Source organism: Bradyrhizobium sp. USDA 376, from assembly GCF_054063675.1.
In genome coordinates, this window is the sequence record NZ_JBSSGN010000001.1 from 7,366,165 (window position 1) to 7,388,512 (window position 22,348).

Sequence of the window (22,348 nt, forward strand, 5' to 3'; positions counted from 1 at the left end):
TTCTCGCCATTGATAATGGCCGGGCTTGTCCCGGCCGTTTTCGAGCCGGCGTTTTGCGCGAGGCCGCGGCAACACCCTCGCTGTCGTCCTGGCGAAAGCCCATGGGCGCTAAAATAGGATTTGCGCATTGGATTGGCTTGTGATTCCAAATTGGGATGGCACACGAATCGCTTGTGAACGAGGACTGGGCGCGTGTTGTCGCCCGGCTTGGCGGCGCCGAAGCGCTCAACGTTAGCGCGCGCGAGACGAAGGCGTTTGTCCGCCCGCGGGAAATCAGCAATGCGGTGGATTTGCTGCGCTTGATCCTGGCGTATTGCCTTGGCGAGCGAGGTCTGCGGTTGACGGCGGCATGGGCCACGTCGGTGGGCCTTGTCGATATCTCCAACGTGGCTCTGTTGTATCGGTTGCGTCAGTGCGGAGATTGGCTGGCGAAGTTGATAGGCCAAGCACTGGCGAGCGGTGCGCCGAAGGCGAGCCACGGCCGCCTGATCCGCATTGTTGACGCCACGACGGTCCCGAAGGCTGGGACGAGCGGCAGGAACAAGAACGCGGTGTGGCGCATACACAGCGCGTTCGATCTTCCGCAGGAGCGCTTTGGTCACTTCGAGCTGACCGATCAGCGAGCGGGCGAGACGCTGGACCGGATACCGGTGATTGCCGGCGAAATCCGTCTTGGCGACCGCGCTTATCTGCAACCGGAGCGCATGGCACGTCTCGTCGATGCCGGCGCGGACTTCGTGATCCGGTCCGGCTGGAAGAGCGCGCGTTGGGTTGATGCCAAAGGTGGTCTGGTCGATCTGACGGCCGAACTGCGCAAGGCTTCGGCATGTGGCCTGATCGATCGACCGATCTGGATAAAACGCAAGTCTGGCGCACCGCTGCTCGCTCTGCGTCTGGTTGCCGTCAAGAAGCCGGCGCAAGCGGCCGCGGTCGCACGACGCAAGGCGCGCCGAACGGCCCAAAAGGGAGGCCACCAGCTCTCCAGGCAAACACTTGACGCTGCAGATTGGGTGATCCTGGTGACCTCGCTCGCACCGGAGGACTTCTCAACGAGCGATGTCCTTGCCCTCTATCGGCTGCGATGGCGCATTGAACTCGGCTTCAAGCGGCTCAAGAGTTTGATTGGCCTGAAGGGCCCTCCCGGAACTGACGAGCGGTCCGCCAGGCCCCACATCCTCGCTCATCTGCTGATCATTCTCCTGCTCGAGCCACTCGTCGACGAACTCGAGGACTCTCCCCGCTTGGCCGAGGCCGCCTGACCCGTCCAGGGACCTGGCGTCTGCTCCGCCAACTCGTCGCCTCGCTCCGACAAGCAATCATGCCCCAACCCGCGATTGCTTGCCTGCGCAGACTTCGCTCCACGCTCGGACGGCATCTACACGAACCACCAAGACGAAAACGTCGCTATCAAGCAATGCAACTATTTTAGCGCCCATGGGCGAAAGCCAGGACCCATAGCCACCGAATTGTGTTGTTGGGATCGCTGGTGGCCACATCGCGCCAAGACAAACGCTGACCGGGGTAATGGGTCCTGGCTTTCGCCAGGACGACGCTGGGGAGATATCTTGCTGACCTGTCGCAATAACGGAGCAAGAGGCGACGGCGCCCGCTTCAACGGCTTGCATCTTCCTTGCAGACACGCCTTCGCATCCTCGCGGCATCTTCCGCCCGAGCTTTGCTGCATCTCCTCACCCCCCGTGAAAGAGGGCGCAGGGAAGACCGGGAGCCGGTTGGCTCCCATTGACCGCCATGCCACGAGCAGATTGCGCTACGATGCACAGCGGGTAACAGGGCAACCGGAGACATCCCGGCCCTCCCTGCGCAGTGGTTTACGGCTTATGTCGTGATCTCCCCGGGGAGCGATGCACTATTGCCCCCGTCGCCTTGCAGATGGCTGACGTGCGGACCCGGTCGGGCCGCCACATCACCGCAAGACTTGACGCACAGACCCCGGGCGTCAGGACCACACGATTTTGCCGTACGCGAGCCGCACCCGTCGTTGGCGCGAGGTCTTCGCTCACAGTCGCCTGCCCTGCGAAGCTTTTCGCGCCGATGGGGCCCACGTCCACCGCCGCCCGGCCCGCGTTCGTGACGATCGCGATACGCCCCTCTTCCTTGGGCCGGGTTGCGGCGACACATACGCCGTTTCCGAATTTCGGTAAAGTGGAATATTTTTGGCGACGTGGATTGACCGATCGTTTGGGTGTTTTGCCTGACGGGCAACACAAGGAATTGTGGATGCGTAGGGTGGGTTAGCTCGCGGTCGCGCAAAGCGCGGTCCGCTAGCGTAACCCACCTCTTCTGCGTCCGCGGAGACGGAAGTGGTGGGTTACGCCCCGCAGACGCGCTTCGCGCATCTGCAGGGCTAACCCACCCTACGAAGCTCTCGTGTTGATTTGCGCCACCGGCCGTCAGCTTGGTATGGTTCCTGCAGGCAGTCCAGCCTCCATTCCCTGACAAGACCGTGACCATGCCAAGCTCAAGACCCGACCGTATCCGAAAACTTCTCGCCGACCTCATCGGCTTCGACACCGTCAGCGACCGCACCAACCTTCCGCTGATTGCCCATATCGAAAGCTATCTCGCCTCGTTCGGCATCAAGGGCGAGCGCATCACCGACGAGACCGGGCAGAAGGCTTCGCTTTGGGTCACGATCGGGCCGCAGGACCAGCCGGGCTTCGTGCTGTCGGGCCATACCGACGTGGTGCCTGTCGTCGGCCAGGACTGGAGCCATGATCCGTTCAAGCTGGTGGAGCGCGAGGGCCGGCTCTTTGGCCGCGGCACCACCGACATGAAGGGCTTCGTCGCGGTGTGCCTTGCCATGGTGCCGGAGATGGTGGAAGCGAAGCTGGCAACGCCGATTCATCTCGCGATCTCCTATGACGAGGAGATCGGCTGCGTCGGCGTGCGGCCGATGCTCGGCGAGGTCGCGAAGAAACGGATAAAACCGCTCGGCGCCTTCATCGGCGAGCCGACCGAGATGAAGGTCATCATCGGCCACAAGGGCAAGCACGGCGTGCGCGCGACGTTCCGCGGGCTCGCCCGCCACTCCTCGATCGCGCCCGACGGCGTCAACGCGATCGAATATGCCGCCGAGCTGATCGTCGAGATCCGCCGCCGTGCGGTGCAACTCGCAGCCGTGAGATCAAAGGACAGTCTCTACGACGTTCCGCATTCGACCCTGCTCACGAGCATCGTGCATGGCGGCGCCGCGCTGAACATCGTGCCTGACACCTGCACGGTGGATTTCGAATGCCGCGGCATCGGCATCACCGAGTCGCGCGAGGTCACGGATGCGATCGTCGCCTGGGCCAAGGCCGAGATCGAGCCGGCGATGAAGGCAAGGCATCCGGACTGCGGCATCGATTTCGAGGAGATCCTCGACTATCCCGCGCTCGACACCGCGGCCGATGCCGCCATCGTCACCCTCGCCAAGAGCCTTGCGGGGCGCAACGACCACGCCAAGGTCGCGTTTGGCACCGAGGCCAGCCTGTTCGCCAGCATGGCCGATATCCCGTCGGTCGTGATCGGTCCGGGATCGATCGCGCAGGCGCACACGCCGGACGAGTTCGTGGAGATGGCCGAGCTGGAGAAATGCGCGGGCTTCGTGGAGAGGCTGATTGCGCATTGTGCGAAGGCGGCATCGTAAAGCGACGCTGCCGTAGGACCTCCTACCCGTGGTCAAGAGGTAGACGTCCTTGATGGGCGAGCATAGCGCCGTGCTCGCCGCCGTCCAGGACGCTTCGCGCCGGCGTTGCCGGTGCCGACGGCCTCCTGGACAGCGTCTGCGCGCGGCGCTGTGGCGATCGGCAGGTCGGGACGAAGGAATGGTCACACCGGCCGAACAAAGGAATGAGGCTCAGGCTTTAGTGGAGGTCCTTGCGCTATAGTCCGCCTCGTATGGGGTGTGTCGCTTGAGCGTCGTGCACAAGGCAAAGAGCAAGCGATCCCCTACAGTGCGCAGAGCACGCGCGTGGCCATGTCCTCGCTGTCGCAAGGCATCATAGCGTCGCCTGCTGGCCTCATCGTGTTGGATGGCGACCCGCGACCAGTGATGGACGGCGCTCTGTAGCCGCCTGTTGCAGGCGAGGCGACGGATCACGAAGCGTTGCTTGCCGCTTTGCCGCGTCACCGGCGCGGCCCCTGCCAAGGCGCGCAGAGCATGATAATCTCGCCTGCGCAGAGGCTCTGCGGCCTCGGCGAGCAGTGTGGCGAGATGGATCCTGCCGATTCCTGGCCAGGAGCGAAGGATCGTCACGTCGCACTGCTCCGAGCTCTGCCCCGAGGCCTTCTCCTCGCCTTCGATTGCGACGCACAGACGGTCCAGGTTCTGATGCGCCTCCTTGATCTGCTGATTGACCAGGTGCAGTCGTGCCGCCAAGCTGCGGATGTGTGCGCAGGCGGCCTCGGTGGTGCCGGGTGCCACGAACAGCGGGGCCTCGCGTAAAGTTTCAAGCACCCCCGCCGCATCAAGGCGGCGGATGCGATGGGCTTTCAGAACGCGTGCAATTGCCTTCTCGCTGGCCTTGGCCGCACGGGCCGGCGTCGGCACCATCTGCCAAAGCGCCAGGAACCATTCGTCAGCGACATCGTCGGTCAGCTTGGTGGCCTGCGGATAATATCGCCACAACTGCTTGCGCAGCCGGTTGGCAAGACGTGTGCGCTCCTGCTGCAGTTCGTCGGCCAAGCGCGACCACTCGCGCAGCTCGATCATCGTGGGATCGTCGACCACAAGCCGACGGAACGCCGCGCGATCCGTGCGGAGCGAAGCTCCGAGCACATGGGCATCGCGGCGGTCATCCTTGGCACCAGCCACCGTGAAGCGATCACGGAAGCGGTCAAGCTGCTTGGGATTGATCGCGAACACCGCAAACCCGTGTTCGAGCAACACCTCCACCACCGGGCCGTGCGGCATCTCGATCGCCACGGCGATCTGCCCCGGTGCGGCGTTGGTCTTCTGCAGCAGCCAGTCGCGCAACTCCGTCAGGCCCGCACCCTCATGGGCGAACTCGCAGTGAGCAACCTGTCTTCCTTCGGTATCCAGCAGGCAAACGCTATGGCTCTGCGTTGCCCAATCGATCCCGACGAACCAGCGTACATCTTCGAGCATTGTTGGGACCTCCTTGCTCTCAAAAAGCGGGCCACCGCGATCCTGATCGATCCCTGTACTGGCGCTCTCGGCGCGAACCTCCTACTGGATCTCGACCGCGGCCGCTCTGCCGGGGCGCGGCTCCTACGTCGGTGTTCAAGACACAGGTGGGCAAGGCTGCTCCCGGCGGATCGGCCCGTGTTCCAGTCTACACCTTCGACTGGATGCGAACCCCAAAAGGGTACAGGGTGGGCAAAGCGGAAGCGTGCCCACCACTGTTACCGCGATCGCAGAGAGATGGTGGGCACGGCGCTACGCGCTTTTGCCCACCCTACGAGCTGTGCGAAGAAAAAGGCGCGGCCATCGGCCGCGCGCTCGCTGGTCCTAAACCGCGCCCGCCTTCTGCGCGTATTCCCATGAGGCCCGCGACAGCGGCACGGTGCGCTTGGCGGATTCGAGCGCCTTGGCGTTGGCGGCGGTGCCGTCGCGGATGCGGCCGGCGATACCTTGGGTGATACCCGCGAGGCGGAACAGATTGTAGGAGAAGTACCAGTTGAGGTCCGGGACGCTCATCCTGGTGACGTTGCAATAGATCTGCGCCGCCTCTTCCAGGCTCGGGATGTTGAGCGCCTTGAGGTCGACGCCGTGCAGGCCCGGCATGATCCACTGCATGAGCAGATAGGTGAAGTCGGCCATGGGATCGCCGAGCGTCGACAGCTCCCAGTCCAGTACGGCCTGCACACGCGGTTCCGTTGCGTGGAAAATCATGTTGTCGAGGCGGTAGTCACCGTGAACGATCGAGACGCGCGCCTGCTCCGGCACCGTCCTGGGCAGCCAGTCCGCGACCTTCTCGAACTCCGGAATGTGCTGGGTCTCGGACGCCCGGTACTGCTTGGTCCAGCGGTCGATCTGCCGGGCAAAATAGTTGCCGGGCTTGCCGAAGTCGCCGAGGCCGATCGCGACGGGATCGAACATGTGCAGCTTGGCCAGCGTCTCGATCTTGCTGGTGAAGATTTTTCGGCGCGCGTCGGCATCCTGGCTCGGCAGCGTCGGATCCCAGAACACGCGGCCCTCCTCCATCGACATGATGTAGAAGGCCGCACCAATGACGCTGTCGTCCTGGCATAGCGCGTAAGCGCGCGCGACCGGAAAGCCTTGCTTTCCGAGGGCTGCGATGACGCGATATTCGCGATCGACCGCGTGCGCCGAGGGCAGCAGCTTGCCGAACGGCTTGCGGCGCATCACGTAGGAACGCTTCGGCGTGTTGAGGCGGTAGGTGGGATTGGACTGGCCGCCCTTGAACTGCAGGACGACCAGCGGGCCTTCAAAACCTTCGACGTTCTCGCGCATCCACGCCTCGAGGCGCAGCTCGTCGAAACGATGCCGCTCCTCGACCGGCTTGGTGCCCGAGAACTCCTCGTCTTTCCTGACGCCGTCAGCCACGGTGACGCTCCCTCTTCAGTCCTGACCATTTCAGGTCGAGCACGATCCTAATCGGTAACCGCTGACGCACTTGCGTCAAGCGGTCACCCAATCATGCCCTATCTTTTCTTCAGATCGGGAGCGCCTCCCGGCTCTCCCTCTTAACGACTGGGAGAGTTTGCATACTTCCGAAGTTCAAGTCTGGCAATGGCGCGATTGTGCACCTCGTCCGGACCGTCGGCGAGACGAAGCGTGCGGATGTGGGCATAGTCCTTGGCAAGGCCCGCCTCGTCCGAAACGCCGGCGCCGCCAAAAGCCTGGATCGCCTGATCGATGATCTTCAAGGCCATGTTGGGACCGGCGACCTTGATCATGGCGATCTCGAGCTGCGCGGTCTTGTTGCCGACCTTGTCCATCATGTCGGCGGCCTTGAGGCACAGCAGGCGGTTCATCTCGATGTCGGTGCGAGCCTCCCCGATGCGCTGCTCCCACACCGAATGCTCGATGATCTTCTTGCCGAACGCAGTGCGCGAGGCGAGCCGCTTCACCATCTTTTCCAGCGCTTCCTCGGCTTTGCCGATGGTGCGCATGCAGTGGTGGATACGGCCGGGGCCGAGGCGGCCCTGCGCGATCTCGAAGCCGCGGCCTTCGCCGAGCAACATGTTCTCCTTCGGCACACGCACGTTCTCGAGCAGCACCTGCGCGTGGCCGTGCGGCGCGTCGTCGAAGCCGAACACGGGAAGCATCTTCTCGACCTTGATGCCTGATGTGTCGAGCGGAACCAGGATCTGCGACTGCTGCTGGTGCTTGGCGGCCGAAGGGTCCGTCTTGCCCATCAGGATCGCGATCTTGCAGCGGGGATCGCCGACGCCCGACGACCACCATTTGCGGCCGTTGATGACGTAGTGATCACCGTCCTTCTCGATGCGGGTCTCGATGTTGGTGGCGTCGGACGAAGCGACCGCGGGTTCCGTCATCAGGAACGCCGAGCGGATCTCGCCGTCCATCAGCGGACGCAGCCATTTGCGCTTCTGCTCCTTGGTGCCGTACCGCATGAACACTTCCATGTTGCCGGTATCGGGCGCGGAACAGTTGAACACTTCCGAGGCCCAGGTGATGCGGCCCATCTCTTCCGACAGCAGCGCGTATTCCAGATTGGTCAATCCCGCGCCACGGAATTCATCATCTTCATGCTCGTTCGGCGGCATGAACATGTTCCAGAGGCCTTCGGCCTTCGCCTTCTTCTTGAGGTCCTCCAGCACCGGGATGACCTTCCAGCGCTCGCCGCTGCGATCCTGCTCGTCATAAACAGGCACCGCCGGGCGCACGTGCTTGGCCATGAAGGACCGCACGCGGTCGAGCCATTCCTTCTGCTTGGGGGACAGGTCGAAATCCATGGGACGCTCCTCGTTTCTCTCTCGCTGGTCGTTTTGCGCCGGACTGTCCTCCCGCTGCGCACGGCTCGCAAGCGCGAATGCGCTGGCCTTGCGAGGCGCTTGCGGAACCCATCGCAGTTGCGAACGGGTCCCGATTGCGGATTGACTTTTCCCGGCCTTCAAACGATAGTTTCATACAACTGTTTGAATTGCAACTCCCTCGCTCACGACGTCATTCCGGGGCAGCCCGCAGGGCTGAACCCGGAATCCCGAAATGTGGCGCGAGATTCCGGGTTCGACGCTGGCGCGTCGCCCCGGAATGATGGGACAAGAGTCATGGCCAGCGATCATACGAGGTCTGCCATTCTCGCCGCCGCCGAACGGCTCTATGCCGATCGCGGCTTCGGCGACGTGACGCTGCGCGACATCGTCGCGGAGGCCGGCGTCAACCTCGCGGCGGTGAACTATCATTTCGGCTCCAAGGATGAGCTGATCGCGGAACTGTTTGTCACCCGCTCCATCGCCACCAACCGCGAGCGCCTGCGCGAGTTGAAGGCGGCGGAGGAGCAAGGCGGCGGCCGCGCGCCGATCGAGGTGATCCTGCGCGCGCTGGTCGGGCCGACCTTGCGGGGCTGCCTGGGGCCGGAGAACCAGCGCTCGACCGCGGCGCGCTTCATGATCCGCGCCTCGATCGAATCCGTGCCGCCGATCCGCCGCATCAAGAACCGCGAGATCGACCACTTGCGCAAATTCGCCGGCGCGATGCGCAGGTCCCTGCCCGACCGCAGCGACGTCGATATCTATTGGGGCCTCAACTTCGCGCTCGCCATGGCCCACCACACCATCCGCGAGAGTGAGCGGCTGACAAAGCTGTCGGAAGGCAAATGCGACCTCGACGACGTCGAGGACGTGGTCGCGCGCGTCGTCAGCGTGGCGACGATGGCGCTGACGGCGGGACGGACGGAGACGAAGGCGCCCGCACGCGCATTAGCGCGGGATGTGCGCTGACGAATGAGCGCGATCAAATCGAGTGAACGCCTCGTCCTTCGAGACGACCGCTTCGCGGTCAGGTTGAGGCTAATCGGCATCGTTGCCCGTTAAGTCTGCAACCGCACTCTCCACCTCATCCTGAGGAGCCCGCCCAAGCGGGCGTCTCGAAGGATGGCCACAGGGAAAACCCGAGAGCAGCCACCACCTCACATCATCGCGATACAGTCGATCTCGACGTCGAAGGGGGCGAACCATTCCGGCGTGCAGACGAAGATCCGCGCCGGCGGATCATGCGGGAAGTAGCGCGCATAGACCGCGTTGAAGGCGGCGAAGTGTTTGGTCGAGGTGCAGTAGACGTTGCACTTCATGACGTTGTCGAGGGAGGCGCCGGCCGTCTCGAGGCACAGCTTCATCTGCTCCATGATGATTTCGCTCTGGCGCTCGATCGGCGCGGCGGCGATTTCGCCGGTCTCGGGGTCGAACGGCGGCAGGCCGGCGACGAAGATCATGTTGCCGGCGCGCGTCACCGGCGAGGTCGGCGCCTTCCAGCGATCGAGATACGACGAGATCGGTTCGACGCGGAGCGCTTCGCGTTTCATGGCGGCCACCTTCGGTTCGAGCGAGACTGGCGCCTTGCTACACTATTCTGCAGCCGGCATGCTTCGCTTCTGACCGAAGTGTGGTGGTGGCCCGTTACGCCCGCTGCGGCATCTCCTCGGCCTCTTCCTTGGCGAGCAGCAGCAGCATCTCGATGCCCATCTCGCCTTCCTGCGGCGAGCGGATGAACTTTATTTCGTCGGCGCTTTGCCGCAGCGCGGCAATGATGGCGACGGCCTGATTGGCGGTTGCCGCCTCGGTTGCCAGAATGGACTTCTGGTTCTTGGACTGGAACCCGATGGTGTAGGACATTCATTCCCTCCCGCGCTCACGTGGAGAGATCGAATCAGAGTCGCGCGCAGAGTGAAAGCCGGTGCGACTACGGACCGCGATTATCTGGGGATTGCGCGCAAGCTCCACGCAAGGCCGCGCGAGCGCCAATTTGTCGTCACCAGTCTATGCTCAGCGATCCGGTGCCGGGCACTGGCTGGATTCACTTCTTCGCTTGCCGGCGAGCCGCCCTCTCCCGCAACTCGCCGCTTCGTCGAAGCTAAATAATCCCCTGCTTCTTCAACTCCTCGATCTTCCCGGCATCGTAGCCGAGCTTGCCGCCGAGAATTTCCTGCGTGTGCTCGCCCAGCAGCGGCGGGGCGCGGTAAGTCTCGATCGGGGTTTCCGAGAAGGTCAGCGCGTTGCGGATGAGCGACAGCTCCGGCTCGAACTTGTGCGCGGTCTTCACCCGCATGCCGCGCGACTGGACGTGCGGATCGGAGAACACCTGCTCGAAATTGTTGATCGGGCCTGACGGCACGCCGGCCTCCTCCAGCTTGTCCAGCCAGTAGGCCACCGGCTTCTTCAGGAACAGGCCGGCGAAGATTGCCATGATCTCCTTGCCGTGCACGACGCGGTCGTTGTTCTTGATGAAGCGCTTGTCATTGGCGAGCTCGGGCTCGCCGAGCACGGCGCAGGTGCGCTGGAACTGACCGTCATTGCCGACCACCAGCATCAATTCGCCGTCGGTGCAGCGGAACACGCCGGCCGGCATGCCGCCATTGCCCCAGGTGCCGCGGCGCGGCGGGGTCTTGCCGTTGACGAGGTAGATCTGCAGCCAGTGCGACAGCGATGCGATCACGGTGTCGAACAGGCAGACGTCGATGTGCTGGCCCTGCCCGTCATTGGCGTCGCGATGGTAGAGCGCCGAGAGAATCCCGATCGAGGTGTTCATGCCGGTCATGTAGTCGACGATCGACGGGCCGACCTTCATCGGGCCCTCGCCGGGCTCGCCGTCCATATGGCCGGTGACGCTCATCAGGCCGCCCATCGCCTGCAGGATGGCGTCATAGCCGGCGCGCGGCGCGTACGGCCCGGTCTGGCCGAAGCCGGTCACCGAGCAATAGATGATGCCGGGGTTGATCGCCTTGATCGTCTCGTAGTCGAGGCCGTAGCGCTTGAGATCGCCGACCTTGTAGTTCTCCATGAAGACGTCGACGTCCTTGGCGAGCTCGCGGATGATCGCCTGCCCCTCGGGCTTGGCGATGTTGACCGTGACCGACTTCTTGTTGCGGTTGGCGCAGAGATAGAACGAGTTGTTGTTGTTCGCCTTGCCCTCGGGATCGTTCAGGTAAGGCGGGCCGAAGGCGCGCGCGTCGTCGCCGGTGCCCGGCCGCTCGATCTTGATGACCTCCGCACCCAGATCGCCCAGCATCTGGGCCGACAAGGGCCCGGCGAGCACACGGGTGAGGTCAAGGATCTTGATGCCTGAGAGCGGCAAGGCCGACATGTCGGTTTCCTCCGGGGAACTGGTGTTGGCGCGGCGGCGAGATCGCGGGCTGCGCTTCTTGCGGATACACCATTTTGGCGTTCTGAGCACTGCACCTGGGGCATACGGCCATCCCCTGGCCGTGAGCGACGCCGCCGGCACCGGCCAATTTCCGCTCTGCGAATATTAGCCGGTCAGGTCGCAGCAGCCGCGGCCGCCTGCGGACGGCGGCGACTGAGCAGAACCAGGATCAGCACCGCCGCGCAGGAACAGACGAAGGTGAGACCGAGCGCACCGCGGCTGCCGAACTGGGTGAGCAGGCCGGCAAGAACGGGCGGCGAGATGGCGGAGGCCAGATTGAGCGGCAGCGCGATCATCGACGACGCCTTGGCGAACTCGGCCTGGTCGTAGAACACCAGCGGGATGGTCGCCCGCGCCACCGCCATCGCACCGCTGCCGGCGCCATAGAGCAGGATGAAGACAGCGACCGCCCAGGTCGCCCCCTCGCTCAGCATCAACAGCAGCATGGCCACGGGCAGCGCCGTGCCGGCGACAAGGCCCGTCGTGATGCCGTCCCAGCGCCCGCCGCCGAGGAAGTCGAGCCCGCGGGCGCTGACCTGGATCACGCCGAGCATCGAGCCGAAGGCGATGGCCTGGGCGGGCGCCAGCCCCTCGGCGCGCAGCAATTCGATGAAAACGGCACTCAGGCCGAAAGTGACGAAGGCATTGACGGTGATCGCCGCGACGACGAGGCCGAACGTGCTCCGCGGAATTGACAGCGCATTGGTTCGCCTTGCGGGAGCGGTGTCCCCTTCCTTCGCGACGGCCCGGCGCGGAGTCGCGAAAGCATACAGCGGAAGCGAAACAAGAATCAGCATGGCGGCGTAGACGAGGCAGGTGCCGCGCCAGCCGAAATGGCCGCTCAGGAACGAGGTGGTCGGCCAGAAGATGCTGCCGGACAGTCCCGTCACCAGCATAAGCGCGCCGATCGCGCTCTTGGCCTGCCGGCCGGCGACCTCGTTGAGCATGATATAGGAGCCCGTCGACAGCGTCGCGGCTCCGCCCATGCCGAGAATGACCCATGCCACGAAATAGAGCATCGGCTCGTGGGCAAGAGACAGAGCGACGTAACCTGGCACGGCCACGACGGTGCCCACCATCATCACCTTGCGGGCACCGTGCCGCGCAAAAGCCTTGGCGAGCCAGGGCGCGCACAGCCCCATGGTGACATACAGCGTGGAGGTGCCCGCAAACACCATCGGCAGGCTCATGCCGAGATCGGCGGCAAGGTCGCGGCCGATGATGGGCGGAAGGCCGATCGTTCCCCATCCAATGAGCTGGGTGATTGCAAGAACCAGCAGGACCCCGATGAGCCTGCCGTCAGATTTCAAGAATTGCATTCCAAACGTCGCCTGCCCCAGCTGCGTGCCTGTGCACAGACCCGTCATAGCGGGAGTCTTGGCGCAGCGGAACGCCGGCCGCCGAATGGCAGAAGGCAGCCGGGAGCATGTCAGGAGGAGGCAGTAGCCCCTATCCCGCGAGCCCGAGCAGGGATCGCGCCTCGGCCGCGGTCGCGACGCGCCGGCCGTGGCGCGTGACAGCCTCGCAGGCGACGGTCACGAGCTCCGCGTTGCTGGCGGCCAGGCGCGTCTTGTCGATCCTGATATTGTCCTCGAGCCCGGTGCGGACTGCGTCGGCGCCCCGCGCGAGCGCCCAGCCCATGACCTCGGCCTGGTGCCGCCCGATCCCGGCAGCCGTCCACGTCGCTTTCGGGATCAGGCGCTTGAGCTCTCCCAGCAGGATGTCGAGGACGTGCTCGTCCGCGGGCATCGCGTTCTTGACGCCCATGACGAACTGCACATGCGGACGCGCATCCATCAGTCCCGACTCGATCAGGCGGCGGGCGCCATGCAGATGCGACAAATCGAAGATCTCGATTTCCGGCCGGACGTTATTCGCCTTCATGCCGGTGGCGAGCGTCTCGACGAGAGCGGCGCTGTTCTCGTAGACGATGGTCGGAAAGTTCACCGAGCCCGTGGACAGCGAGGCCATGTCCGGCTTCAGATAGAGCGATGAGCCACGCGCCGAGGGATCGCGCCCTCGCCCGCCGGTCGAGAACTGAACGATCATCCCCGGACAATGTATCCTGATGCCCTCCTGCACCAGGGCAAAGCGCTCGGGATCCGAGGACGGCGTCTCGTCATCGTTGCGAACATGGATATGGGCGAGCGTGGCGCCGGCCTCGAAGGCCTGATGGGTCGATTCGATCTGTTCGGACGGCAGGATGGGCACTGCCGGATTGTCCTTCTTGCGCGGAACGGAGCCGGTGATAGCGACTGCAACGACGACGGGGTTCATCCCTGGACCTCATGATGATCGCGCTCGCGCGCGCCGGGTTCGACTGGGCGGTTACATAACAAGTCGAGCCCTGCCGCTGCAAACATCATCGATCGCAGCGGCACGGCTTTCTTACGTCAGCGTCAGGTCTGAACTGCGGCCGCACCGCTGGCCGCCCCCGCGCGCTGCCGCTCATAGTCGTCCCGCGCCATCGGAACGGCCTTGGGATTGCCGAGATCGTCGATGCGGATCCGATAGGTCTCCCGCGCCGAGACGGCCGCCAGCGCCGCGATGACCGTGATGCCGAAGGCGATCGCCCCGACCGTCAAGGGAATGTTGGCCGAGCCGGGAGGCGCCACGGTCGCAAACACGGCCGGAAGCAACGCGGTGATGGTCGTTCCGATGTTCTGCGAGATCGCCATCGCCGACACCCGGGTGCGGGTCGGAAACAGCTCCGGATAGAAGCTCGGAAAGATCGCGTTGTAGCCCTGATAGACGACGCCCCACATCAGGAGCGACAAGAGGATCGCCAGCGGCACGTTCCGGATGCTGATGGCGTAGAGATAGCCGAACGCGAGCAGGCCGGAGAGCAGCGCGCCCACGATGATCGGAGGCTTGCGGCCGATCTTGTCGGAGAGATGGCCGACGAAGGGAATGACGAACACCGCCAGCATGTTTCCGAGCACCGGGATCCAGAGATAGACGTCCTTGGCAAAGCCGATGCCATAGGCCGGCTGGACCGCGTAGGCCGCACCGAAGATGGTCGCAACGACGGGGATGACGTTCATCAGGGCCATGCAGATGACCCTGAGCATGTCGCGCCAGCTCAGCTTGATGGCCTGGACGATGGGCGCCCGCGGCGTTTCCCCCTGCTCGCCCTCGCGGGTGAAGGCCGGGGTTTCGTCGACTTCGCGGCGAATGATGTAGCCGGCGACGATGACGAAGAAGCTGAGCAGGAAGGGAATCCGCCAGCCCCAGCTGTTGAAGGCCTCGGTCGGCATATAGGCCGCCAGCGGCAGGAAGACGGCTGCTGCGAGAATCTGTCCGGCCTGAACGCCCTGAAGCGCGAAGCTCGCGTAGAAGCCGCGCCGGCCGAACGGCGCATGCTCCAGAATCATCGAGCTCGCGCCGGAGATTTCACCGGCAACGGCAAATCCCTGAACGAGACGCAGCATGACGAGGAGGATCGGCGCGAGGATGCCGACCTGCTGATAGGTCGGCAGAAGGCCAACGGCCATGGTCGAGATGCCCATCAGGAACATGCAGACGATGAGCACCGTCTTGCGCCCATGCGTGTCGCCCCAATGTCCGAGCACGAAGGCGCCGATGGGACGAGCCACATAGCCGACGCCATAGGTGGCCAGAGATGCGACGATTGCGACGGTCGGATTGTCGGACGGAAAGAAGATTTGCGGGAAGATCAGCGAAGCGGCAGTCGCGTAGATGAAGAAATCATAATATTCGAGAGCCGACCCAATCCAGCCGCTCGCTGCAGCCTTCTTGGACTGACCCATGTCGTGGATCGCGCGAGTCGTGGTCATCTCAGAAATTCCTCCTCTGGGTTTATCGACGTCCCGTTGGCGGGCTTCGTTCGAAATCGGACAGCACTCTCCACGCGCTCTGCGAAGCTTCGCGGAGCGCTTGTCATTGCCGATGGCTGTCTGATTGGTCGCAACAATAGGCTTTCGCCGGGCTAACACAATTACCCAGTTATGCGATAAACCTAACATGATGTTATCTAGGCCGGAGCGTCTCCCCTCCGGGCGGTAGGAACTTGGATCGAACCGAAGGGCCGAGACGGGCATCACGGCCGATGAAGATGGGCACTACTGCTTTGCCGTGGCGCTATGATGCAGCGGCCCGCCGATGCGATCCGGCCGGATGACCTGCGACAGACTGCGATTTTGCGCTACGCCTCATGGGCGGCCGCCTTCCGAATTTCGCGGAGCCCGCGCCCGACGCCCACGCCAGCCTCCTGAAGCTGCCACCCCCTAAAATTATTTTTTGGGCCGCGACCCCGGCGCCGGGTTTGCGCCCTCCTGTCTAGATGAAGGCGCCATAGCGGCGTGTCACGAACCTGAGCACAGAGCCATGTGGTATAGGAAGAACGTTGGCGGGTGGGAGCGCGCGGCTAGGCTGATCGGCGGGGGCTTGATGCTCATCTGCGGCGTGGTTGCGCTGCACGCTTCGCCGCTCGGGCTACTGCTCAGCGGTGCAGGTGTGGTGACGCTGGTCACTGGCGTGTTCGGCTATTGTCCTGCTTGCGCCGTCGCCGGGCGCGGGCCACTGAAGGGGTGACCGCCTTGGCGCGCGTATCAGACGATCTCTTGCTCGCGGCACAGTCGGGCGATCGGCACGCGCTCACACAGCTCTTGGTGGCGCTGCAGCCGAACATTCGACGCTACGCCCGGCGCCTTTGCCACCGCACCTCGGTCATCGAAGATGTGGTGCAAGAAGCACTCATCGTCGTGTACCGGCGCGTGGGCACGATCCGCAGTCCAGCCGCACTCGCTGGCTGGCTGCTAACCGTCATCGCGCGCCTTTGCATGCTGCCGGCGCTGATGCTGATGCGCGGAGTCGAGGAACTCGCCAGCCTGGAAGAGTCACGCGAGCTCGCAAAGGTCCCGCCGGACGAGTTACGCATAGATTTGGTCAATGCGATCGAGTCGCTTTCGCCGTCGCATCGCGAAGTGCTGCTGCTGCGAGATCTCGAAGATCTGACGATTGGGGAAATCGCCGGGCGGCTCGGCGTGACGCGCGAAGCGGCCAAAAGCCGCCTGCGCCGCGCCCGCACATTGGTGCGCGAATACCTGCTCGGCACAAAGGACAGCGGACGAGAGAGCACATGAATTACTTTCGTGGAGTCGGCATGTTCGGGAGCGCTTTCCTGGGCGCACACCTGATGCGCGGCGCAGCTGCGGCGGCGCTACTCGCTTGGGCCATCGTCCACCAGACCGCGCACCCTTGGCTATCCTTGGGCGCGGGCGTTGCCGCCCTCGTCGCGTTACGCGGATGCCCGATGTGCTGGACTGTGGGCTTGGTCGAGACGCTTTCGCAAGGCCGTCGCGATTCAACAGATGCTCTTTCAATAAATAGCGCCGCCAGCGAAAGCATCAGGGGGGGACCATGCAAAGGGTGAGTGCCGTCTTGGGCTCTGCACTATTCTTCTTGGTCGCGCCGTGTGTGCTCGCAGGGCTGATCCCGTGGTCGATGACTCGCTGGGAGTTCAGGCCTGCTTTTTTCGGTCTTGAGGGCGCGCGATCAGTCGGCGTCCTCCTCATCTTGGTCGGTTTGCCCGGACTCGTGGACTCCTTTGCACGATTTGCGCTTCAAGGACTAGGCACACCTGCGCCCGTTGCGCCAACCAAGAACCTGGTGGTCACAGGTCTCTACCGGCATGTGCGCAATCCGATCTACCTCGCTGTCGTCGCAATCATCCTTGGTCAGGCTATGTTGTTTGGCGATTGGCGCCTAGTTCTGTGGGGGGCATTGCTCTGGCTCTTCTTCCACCTGTTCGTCGTTGCCTATGAAGAGCCGACTTTGCGGAGCACGTTTGGTTCAGAGTACGAGGCATATCGCGCGAACGTCCGCCGCTGGGTTCCGCGGGTGGCCCCTTGGCGACAGCCCGCAAAGCAATGAGGTCGGGCGGTTGTGTTCCCTGCGGCAAGTTTGGGCTCGCCTCGCCTGAAAAACGCCGCTGCAAACGCGACCTCATCCTGAGGGCCCGCCTTAGGCGGGCGTCTCGAAGGATGGGCCGCAGGCAAGCTGCCCGCCACGTTTTTTCTTCATATGCGATAGCCCTACTCCGAGCGGCGGTCATGCTCGCAGCACGTCGGCTCGGCATGGCGCCGCGCGAGATCACTCCGGCGGGTTGAACGTCCGCACGAAATACACCGGCTCCCTGCCCTTCTTCAGGCGATAGAGCTGCGCCGGACGGTTCGGGCCGCGCCGCATCTTCGCAACCGGCTCGATCATGTCGGCCGACAGGATCCGCGTCCGGAAGGCACTTTTCTCGAGGGGACGTTCGAGCACGATCTCGTAGACCCGCTGCAGGTCCGGCAGCGTGAATTCCGCCGGCATCAGATAGGCCGGCAGCGAGGTGTACTCGACCTTGTTGCGCAGGCGCTGGATTGCGGTTGCCAGGATGTCGCCGTGATCGAAGGCGAGCTTGTCCTTGAGCCTGCCCTCTGGAAGCGGAAACCAGCGTGCATCGGGCGCGAGCTCGCCCGCCTGGTCCGGGATCAGCGCGAAATAAGCGTGCGTTGCCGACCAGCCGCGCGGATCGCGCGTCGCGCTGCCCCAGCTTCCGAGCTGCTCGAGATAAGGGCTGGCAACCCCGGTCTTCTCCCTGAGCTTGCGGGCCGCGCAGGCCGCAAGATCGCGGTCCTTCGTGACGTCGACGAAGCCGCCCGGCAGCGCCCACGCCAGCGGAAACGGCTCGCCCTCACCGTTCGGACGTTGCACCAGCAACACCTGGAGGCTGTCGCCCAGGATCGCAAAGATCACGACGTCGACCGTGGTCAGGGGCCGCGGAAAGTCCAATTGTCCAGACTTTCCAAGGTTTTTGCCAAGGTCTTTGCCAAGGTCTTTGCTCCGGGCCTCGCCTGCCATCGCCAACTCCGCTGTTCAGCCTTGACAGTAGCATAGTTAGTTGTACAGTCCAACTTACTTAGTTGCTCAGGCACACTTACTAAGACCCATACTAAGACCCATGGAGAAGGCCATGTTCGGCGTCAGGTTCATCAAGGCTCAGCCCACCACCTATCTGATGAAGTATCGCGCCGGCGCTGTTATCGCCGAAGGCGCCGGACTTTCCGCGCTCTATTACGCGCCGGTGACCATGCTCGTCGCCGTGCCCATCGGCAGCCGCGACGCCTCCTTCATCTTCCAGCAGATCGCGCGCGACTTTCAGACGCTGACGGTGCAGGGCCACGTCACCTATCGCATCAGCGAGCCGAAGAAGGCGGCCTCGATGCTCGACTTCACGCTGAAGGCCGACGGCAAGACCTACGAGACCGACGATCCCGAGAAGCTGCCGCAGCGCATCCTCGGCACGGTCGAGGTCCTCGCCCAGCAGGCGATCAAGGAACTGACGCTGAAGGACGCGCTACAGTCCTCTGACCGCATCGCTGGCATCATCGAGGCGGGGCTCAGAGGGCGCGCCGACATCGCCGCTCTCGGCCTCGAAATCCTCGGCGTGTCCATTCGCGGCATCAAGCCGACGCCCGACACCGCAAAGGCGCTGGAAGCGGAAGCGCGCGAGGCGATCCTGAAGAATGCCGACGAGGCGATCTTCGCCCGGCGCAATTTTGCCGTCGAGCAGGAGCGCGCCATTCGCGAAAGCGAACTCGACACCGAGATCGCGGTCGAGCAGAAGAAGCGGTCGATCCGCGAGACCCAGATGGACGCCGAGGCGAGCGTCGCCGCCAAGCGCAACGAACTGCGCCAGGCCGGCATGGCCGCGGACATCGTGCTGGAAGGCAAGCGCAAGGATTTCGTCGGTCTCAACGCCGAGAACACCAGGACGCTGGCCGACGCGGAAGCCTATCGGGTCGGCGCGCTGATGAAGATCTTCGAGGGCGTCGACACCCGCGTGATCCAGGCACTCGCGGCTGCCGGCATGCAGCCGGGCCAGCTGATCGCGCAAGCCTTCTCCGGCATCGCCGAAAAGGCAGAGAAGATCGGCCAGCTCAACGTCTCTCCGGACCTCCTCAGCCAGTTGATGGAGAAGCCGAAGCCGATGGAGGCCGGCAGTGCCCGCCGCCAATGACCGCAAGATCGTGCTGGTGACGCGCAAGACCAGGCTTGAAGACCTGATCGCGCGTTACCTGACGCCGGCGCAGGCGCGCTTCTATGTCGAGCATCTCGGCGCCGACTTCTCCGACTATGAGCGCGAGCACGAGGTCTATCAGGCGCAGCGTCACACGACGCTGCAGGTGCTGGAGCAATGGGGGCGGTACCAGGTCATCGAGCGCAGCTTCCTGCCCAACTTCATCTTCGCGCCCGATGACATCGTGGTTGCGCTCGGCCAGGACGGTGTCGTCGCCAACACGATGAAATATCTCGACGGCCATCCGCTGATCGGGGTCAATCCGGACCCTGCGCGCTATGACGGCATTCTCCTGCCCTTCGCGCCCCGCGACCTCGCAAAGCTCCTGCCGGAGGTCGCCGCAGACAAGCGCGGCAGCCAGGCCGTGACGATGGCAGAGGCGCGGCTCAGCGACGGCCAGGTGCTGCACGCCGTCAACGACCTGTTCGTCGGCGCACGCACGCATGTCTCCGCGGTCTACGAGATCGCGGCCGGCGAATTGACCGAACGGCAGTCCTCGAGCGGGCTGATCGTCTCGACCGGGCTCGGATCGACCGCCTGGTTCAAAAGCATCGTCACGGGCTCGCTGGCGATCGCCGGCAGTTTCGGCCAGCCCTCCCCGCCGGCGAGTTACGACGCCCTGCCCTGGGACGCAGCAGAGTTGCGCTTCGCCGTGCGCGAGCCCTTCCCCAGCCGCCATTCGCAGACCAATCTCGTCTGCGGCCGGCTCGCTGGCGCCGAGCAATTGCGCATCCGCTCGCTGATGGCGGAAAACGGCGTCATCTTCAGCGACGGCGTCGAAGCCGACCGGCTCGATTTCAATGCCGGCGCCGAGGTCACGATCGCAATTGCCGCGCGGCGTGGGCGATTGATCGTGTGATGATGTCAGCTGCCAAGCGCGCTCTCGCCGGCCTCGCGGCCGGGCACGCTGACATGGACTTCGTGGCCCTCGCGTAGGGCCAGAGAGGCTGCCGCGACCGCCGACTCGAAGGCGGCTTCCTTGGTGGCGTATCTGCTCTTGACGTCGCCGTCGTGCAGCACGCCCCATTCGTCCTGCACCGGCACGACCGCGTATTGAGCAAGGCCCATGGTCTCCTCCTCCAGCTCTCTCAATCCATGCTCTATTGCTGCGTGAGCTGCGGATGCGCCGCGCTCACCCGCCACACCGTGTTGCCGCTGTCGTCGGCGACCAGCAGCGCGCCGGTCTTGTCGATGGCGACGCCGACAGGACGGCCGCGCGCGTGATTGTCGCTGTTGAGGAAGCCGGTGACGACGTCCTGCGCCGGTCCGCTCGGCTTGCCCTCGCTGAACGGCACGAACACGACCTTGTAGCCGTTCAGCACCTGCCTGTTCCAGCTGCCGTGCTCGCCGACGAAGGCGCCGCCGCGATAGGCGCTTGGCAGGCTGGTCCCGGTATAGAAGGCCATTCCGAGCGGGGCGACATGCGAGCTCAGGGCGTAGTCGGGCACGATTGCCTTGGCGACGAGATCGGGCCGCTCCGGCTTGACGCGGGGATCGACGTGCTGGCCGTAATAGCTGTAGGGCCAGCCATAGAAGCCGCCGTCCTTCACCGATGTCATGTAGTCGGGCACGAGGTCGGGGCCGAGCTCATCGCGCTCGTTCACCACCGTCCACAGCGCGCCGGTCTGCGGCTCGAAGCTAAGGCCGTTCGGATTGCGCAAGCCGCTTGCAAAGATGCGCCAGCGGCCGCTGTCGCGGTCGACCTCGAGGATCGCGGCGCGATTGTGCTCGGCCTCCATGCCGTTCTCGGTGATGTTGCTGTTGGAGCCGACGCCCGCATAGAGCTTTGAACCGTCGGGGCTGGCGACGAGGCTCTTGGTCCAGTGATGATCGATCGGGCCGCCCGGCAGCGGCGTCAGCACCGTGCCCGGCGCGGTGATCTTGGTATCACCTTCGGTGTAGGGATATTTGACGATGGCGTCGGTGTTGGCGACATAGAGATCGTTGCCGACCAGCGCGACGCCGAACGGCGAGTTGAGATGGTCGAGGAACACGCTCTGCGTATCGGGCACACCGTCGCCGTTGGTGTCACGCAGCAGCGTGATGCGATTGCTAGGTCCGGTATCGCCGCCCGACGTCGCCCAGGACTCGACATAGCCAATCGCGATTTCCTTGGGTCGCTTGATCGGAGCGCCCTTCGGCGCCTTGGATTCCACCACCAGCACGTCGCCGTTGGGAAGCACGTAGAGGAAGCGCGGATGCTGCAAGCCCGTTGCGAAGGCCTTGGCCTGCAAGCCCTGTGCGACCGAGGGCGTCTCGTCCTTCTTCCAGCCGACGATGCGCGCGATGTGCATCGGCGGCAGCAGGTATTGCTGGATCTCGGGAAGTTTCGGGTTGGCGCCGATCTGCGCATTGGGATCGCCGCTGCCGTCATTGCAGCCGGCAAGGCACAGCAGCGAGGAGCACAACAGCGCGCGGGCAAGCATGGACGTCATCGCGCAACTCCAACGCCGTGGCGATAGACCATGGCCCAGCCGAGCCATCCGGTGACCTGCAGGATCAGCACGGTGAGCACCGAAAGGATGAGCCCGGTCGGCCACACCGAGGTCCAGGCATCGCGCGTGTGAATCAGCGCATTGAGGATGGCGAGAACCAGCACCACTGCGTTGCCGAGCAGATGCGGCCAGGCCGGCGGCTGCGCGCGCACCAGGCGGTTGCCGAGGAAATCGGTCAGGCCCGCAATCGCCGCCAGCACGCCGAAGATGACGCCAATGAGCAGAAGCCAGGCGGAGAAATTCGCCCACATGATCTCGGCACTGGCGACATAGGCAATGTCGGTCAGCAGCGCGCCGATGAAGCATGCGATCGGGATCGGCACCAGCATCGGATGAATCGGATGGCCCGCGATTTGCGCGGTGCTGCGCACACGCACGTCTTGTTGCACGGTCGGCCTCGCATGACTTTCGCCCGCCCGACCGGCCAACTCGCGCTTGCGGCGAAGGTTCCTA

Annotated in this window: 21 protein-coding genes; 8 read left to right on the forward strand and 13 right to left on the reverse strand. The window is 64.2% G+C overall.

From position 1 onward, the window contains the following. The first annotated feature begins 155 nt into the window (after window positions 1–155). Window positions 156–1,259: an IS4 family transposase gene (locus ACVJ19_RS34545; RefSeq protein ID WP_453947895.1), complete on the forward strand. Its 1,104-nt coding sequence runs from the start codon at window positions 156–158 to the stop codon at window positions 1,257–1,259. 1,211 nt (window positions 1,260–2,470) lie between these two features. Then, the gene (gene argE, locus ACVJ19_RS34550) at window positions 2,471–3,649 is read left to right on the forward strand and encodes an acetylornithine deacetylase (protein ID WP_453953518.1); all 1,179 of its coding nucleotides are present in this window, start codon (window positions 2,471–2,473) and stop codon (window positions 3,647–3,649) included. 210 nt (window positions 3,650–3,859) lie between these two features. Here argE and ACVJ19_RS34555 read toward each other — a convergent pair whose 3' ends face one another. The 3 genes from ACVJ19_RS34555 to ACVJ19_RS34565 all read right to left on the reverse strand — a co-directional run bounded on the left by ACVJ19_RS34555 (window position 3,860) and on the right by ACVJ19_RS34565 (window position 7,908). Beyond that, on the reverse strand, window positions 3,860–5,110 hold the full coding sequence (locus ACVJ19_RS34555) for an IS110 family RNA-guided transposase (RefSeq protein WP_453948482.1): 1,251 nt from the start codon (window positions 5,108–5,110) through the stop codon (window positions 3,860–3,862). A 363-nt stretch (window positions 5,111–5,473) separates the two neighbouring features. Continuing rightward, the gene (locus tag ACVJ19_RS34560; protein ID WP_453953520.1) at window positions 5,474–6,532 is read right to left on the reverse strand and encodes a phosphotransferase family protein; all 1,059 of its coding nucleotides are present in this window, start codon (window positions 6,530–6,532) and stop codon (window positions 5,474–5,476) included. 140 nt (window positions 6,533–6,672) lie between these two features. Continuing rightward, window positions 6,673–7,908 (reverse strand): acyl-CoA dehydrogenase family protein, encoded by a 1,236-nt coding sequence (locus tag ACVJ19_RS34565; protein WP_453953521.1) that lies wholly within the window; start codon window positions 7,906–7,908, stop codon window positions 6,673–6,675. Window positions 7,909–8,223: 315 nt separating this feature from the next. Between ACVJ19_RS34565 and ACVJ19_RS34570 the strand changes: the two genes are divergently transcribed. Then, window positions 8,224–8,895, forward strand: coding sequence for a TetR/AcrR family transcriptional regulator (locus ACVJ19_RS34570; RefSeq protein WP_453953522.1), 672 nt, complete (start codon window positions 8,224–8,226; stop codon window positions 8,893–8,895). 188 nt (window positions 8,896–9,083) lie between these two features. Here ACVJ19_RS34570 and ACVJ19_RS34575 read toward each other — a convergent pair whose 3' ends face one another. The 6 genes from ACVJ19_RS34575 to ACVJ19_RS34600 all read right to left on the reverse strand — a co-directional run bounded on the left by ACVJ19_RS34575 (window position 9,084) and on the right by ACVJ19_RS34600 (window position 15,111). Next, window positions 9,084–9,476: a RidA family protein gene (locus tag ACVJ19_RS34575; RefSeq protein WP_453953523.1), complete on the reverse strand. Its 393-nt coding sequence runs from the start codon at window positions 9,474–9,476 to the stop codon at window positions 9,084–9,086. A gap of 94 nt (window positions 9,477–9,570) precedes the next feature. Then, complete coding sequence (locus ACVJ19_RS34580; protein WP_063682708.1) at window positions 9,571–9,786, reverse strand: hypothetical protein; 216 nt, start codon at window positions 9,784–9,786, stop codon at window positions 9,571–9,573. Between the two features lie 238 nt (window positions 9,787–10,024). Then, window positions 10,025–11,254: a CaiB/BaiF CoA transferase family protein gene (locus ACVJ19_RS34585; RefSeq protein WP_453953524.1), complete on the reverse strand. Its 1,230-nt coding sequence runs from the start codon at window positions 11,252–11,254 to the stop codon at window positions 10,025–10,027. A 173-nt stretch (window positions 11,255–11,427) separates the two neighbouring features. Next, window positions 11,428–12,633: an MFS transporter gene (locus ACVJ19_RS34590; RefSeq protein ID WP_453953525.1), complete on the reverse strand. Its 1,206-nt coding sequence runs from the start codon at window positions 12,631–12,633 to the stop codon at window positions 11,428–11,430. A 130-nt stretch (window positions 12,634–12,763) separates the two neighbouring features. After that, window positions 12,764–13,591 carry a 3-keto-5-aminohexanoate cleavage protein gene (locus ACVJ19_RS34595; protein ID WP_453953527.1) on the reverse strand — a complete coding sequence of 276 codons (828 nt, stop codon included), beginning with the start codon at window positions 13,589–13,591 and terminating at the stop codon, window positions 12,764–12,766. Window positions 13,592–13,713: 122 nt separating this feature from the next. Continuing rightward, window positions 13,714–15,111 carry an MFS transporter gene (locus ACVJ19_RS34600; protein ID WP_453953528.1) on the reverse strand — a complete coding sequence of 466 codons (1,398 nt, stop codon included), beginning with the start codon at window positions 15,109–15,111 and terminating at the stop codon, window positions 13,714–13,716. A 550-nt stretch (window positions 15,112–15,661) separates the two neighbouring features. Between ACVJ19_RS34600 and ACVJ19_RS34605 the strand changes: the two genes are divergently transcribed. From ACVJ19_RS34605 to ACVJ19_RS34615, 3 genes are all read left to right on the forward strand, one after another. Further along, window positions 15,662–15,868 (forward strand): YgaP family membrane protein, encoded by a 207-nt coding sequence (locus ACVJ19_RS34605; protein WP_453953529.1) that lies wholly within the window; start codon window positions 15,662–15,664, stop codon window positions 15,866–15,868. A 5-nt stretch (window positions 15,869–15,873) separates the two neighbouring features. Then, window positions 15,874–16,419 (forward strand): RNA polymerase sigma factor, encoded by a 546-nt coding sequence (locus ACVJ19_RS34610; protein ID WP_453953530.1) that lies wholly within the window; start codon window positions 15,874–15,876, stop codon window positions 16,417–16,419. 277 nt (window positions 16,420–16,696) lie between these two features. Next, window positions 16,697–17,209, forward strand: a complete 513-nt coding sequence (locus ACVJ19_RS34615) for a methyltransferase family protein (protein ID WP_453953532.1) — start codon at window positions 16,697–16,699, stop codon at window positions 17,207–17,209. 219 nt (window positions 17,210–17,428) lie between these two features. Here the strand turns inward: ACVJ19_RS34615 and ACVJ19_RS34620 are convergent, their stop codons facing one another. Beyond that, a complete protein-coding gene (locus ACVJ19_RS34620) occupies window positions 17,429–18,181 on the reverse strand; it encodes an NUDIX hydrolase (protein ID WP_453953533.1) in 753 nt (250 codons plus the stop codon). A 112-nt stretch (window positions 18,182–18,293) separates the two neighbouring features. On the opposite strand from ACVJ19_RS34620, the gene ACVJ19_RS34625 reads away from it, so the two are divergent. Both ACVJ19_RS34625 and ACVJ19_RS34630 read left to right on the forward strand, forming a co-directional pair. After that, complete coding sequence (locus ACVJ19_RS34625; protein ID WP_453953534.1) at window positions 18,294–19,340, forward strand: SPFH domain-containing protein; 1,047 nt, start codon at window positions 18,294–18,296, stop codon at window positions 19,338–19,340. After that, window positions 19,324–20,259 carry a sugar kinase gene (locus ACVJ19_RS34630; RefSeq protein ID WP_453953535.1) on the forward strand — a complete coding sequence of 312 codons (936 nt, stop codon included), beginning with the start codon at window positions 19,324–19,326 and terminating at the stop codon, window positions 20,257–20,259. The genes ACVJ19_RS34625 and ACVJ19_RS34630 overlap by 17 nt, the downstream gene beginning before the upstream one ends. Before the next feature lie 5 nt (window positions 20,260–20,264). Here ACVJ19_RS34630 and ACVJ19_RS34635 read toward each other — a convergent pair whose 3' ends face one another. The 3 genes from ACVJ19_RS34635 to ACVJ19_RS34645 are packed head-to-tail and all read right to left on the reverse strand — an operon-like array spanning window position 20,265 to window position 22,284. Continuing rightward, window positions 20,265–20,468: a hypothetical protein gene (locus ACVJ19_RS34635; RefSeq protein WP_453953536.1), complete on the reverse strand. Its 204-nt coding sequence runs from the start codon at window positions 20,466–20,468 to the stop codon at window positions 20,265–20,267. Window positions 20,469–20,500: 32 nt separating this feature from the next. Beyond that, complete coding sequence (locus tag ACVJ19_RS34640; protein WP_456739485.1) at window positions 20,501–21,835, reverse strand: PQQ-dependent sugar dehydrogenase; 1,335 nt, start codon at window positions 21,833–21,835, stop codon at window positions 20,501–20,503. Next, the gene (locus ACVJ19_RS34645) at window positions 21,832–22,284 is read right to left on the reverse strand and encodes a DUF2231 domain-containing protein (RefSeq protein ID WP_453953537.1); all 453 of its coding nucleotides are present in this window, start codon (window positions 22,282–22,284) and stop codon (window positions 21,832–21,834) included. The genes ACVJ19_RS34640 and ACVJ19_RS34645 overlap by 4 nt, the downstream gene beginning before the upstream one ends. Between the last annotated feature and the right edge of the window lie 64 nt (window positions 22,285–22,348).

Coding starts and splice junctions, on each gene's coding strand:
- ACVJ19_RS34545 (WP_453947895.1), top strand. CDS start 156: ATGGCACACGAATCGCTTGTGAACGAGGACTGGGCGCGTGTTGTCGCC.
- ACVJ19_RS34590 (WP_453953525.1), bottom strand. CDS start 12,633: ATGCAATTCTTGAAATCTGACGGCAGGCTCATCGGGGTCCTGCTGGTT.
- ACVJ19_RS34555 (WP_453948482.1), bottom strand. CDS start 5,110: ATGCTCGAAGATGTACGCTGGTTCGTCGGGATCGATTGGGCAACGCAG.
- ACVJ19_RS34605 (WP_453953529.1), top strand. CDS start 15,662: ATGTGGTATAGGAAGAACGTTGGCGGGTGGGAGCGCGCGGCTAGGCTG.
- ACVJ19_RS34580 (WP_063682708.1), bottom strand. CDS start 9,786: ATGTCCTACACCATCGGGTTCCAGTCCAAGAACCAGAAGTCCATTCTG.
- ACVJ19_RS34565 (WP_453953521.1), bottom strand. CDS start 7,908: ATGGATTTCGACCTGTCCCCCAAGCAGAAGGAATGGCTCGACCGCGTG.
- ACVJ19_RS34635 (WP_453953536.1), bottom strand. CDS start 20,468: ATGGGCCTTGCTCAATACGCGGTCGTGCCGGTGCAGGACGAATGGGGC.
- ACVJ19_RS34625 (WP_453953534.1), top strand. CDS start 18,294: ATGTTCGGCGTCAGGTTCATCAAGGCTCAGCCCACCACCTATCTGATG.
- ACVJ19_RS34640 (WP_456739485.1), bottom strand. CDS start 21,835: ATGACGTCCATGCTTGCCCGCGCGCTGTTGTGCTCCTCGCTGCTGTGC.
- argE (WP_453953518.1), top strand. CDS start 2,471: ATGCCAAGCTCAAGACCCGACCGTATCCGAAAACTTCTCGCCGACCTC.
- ACVJ19_RS34615 (WP_453953532.1), top strand. CDS start 16,697: ATGCAAAGGGTGAGTGCCGTCTTGGGCTCTGCACTATTCTTCTTGGTC.
- ACVJ19_RS34575 (WP_453953523.1), bottom strand. CDS start 9,476: ATGAAACGCGAAGCGCTCCGCGTCGAACCGATCTCGTCGTATCTCGAT.
- ACVJ19_RS34570 (WP_453953522.1), top strand. CDS start 8,224: ATGGCCAGCGATCATACGAGGTCTGCCATTCTCGCCGCCGCCGAACGG.
- ACVJ19_RS34600 (WP_453953528.1), bottom strand. CDS start 15,111: ATGACCACGACTCGCGCGATCCACGACATGGGTCAGTCCAAGAAGGCT.
- ACVJ19_RS34620 (WP_453953533.1), bottom strand. CDS start 18,181: ATGGCAGGCGAGGCCCGGAGCAAAGACCTTGGCAAAGACCTTGGCAAA.
- ACVJ19_RS34585 (WP_453953524.1), bottom strand. CDS start 11,254: ATGTCGGCCTTGCCGCTCTCAGGCATCAAGATCCTTGACCTCACCCGT.
- ACVJ19_RS34595 (WP_453953527.1), bottom strand. CDS start 13,591: ATGAACCCCGTCGTCGTTGCAGTCGCTATCACCGGCTCCGTTCCGCGC.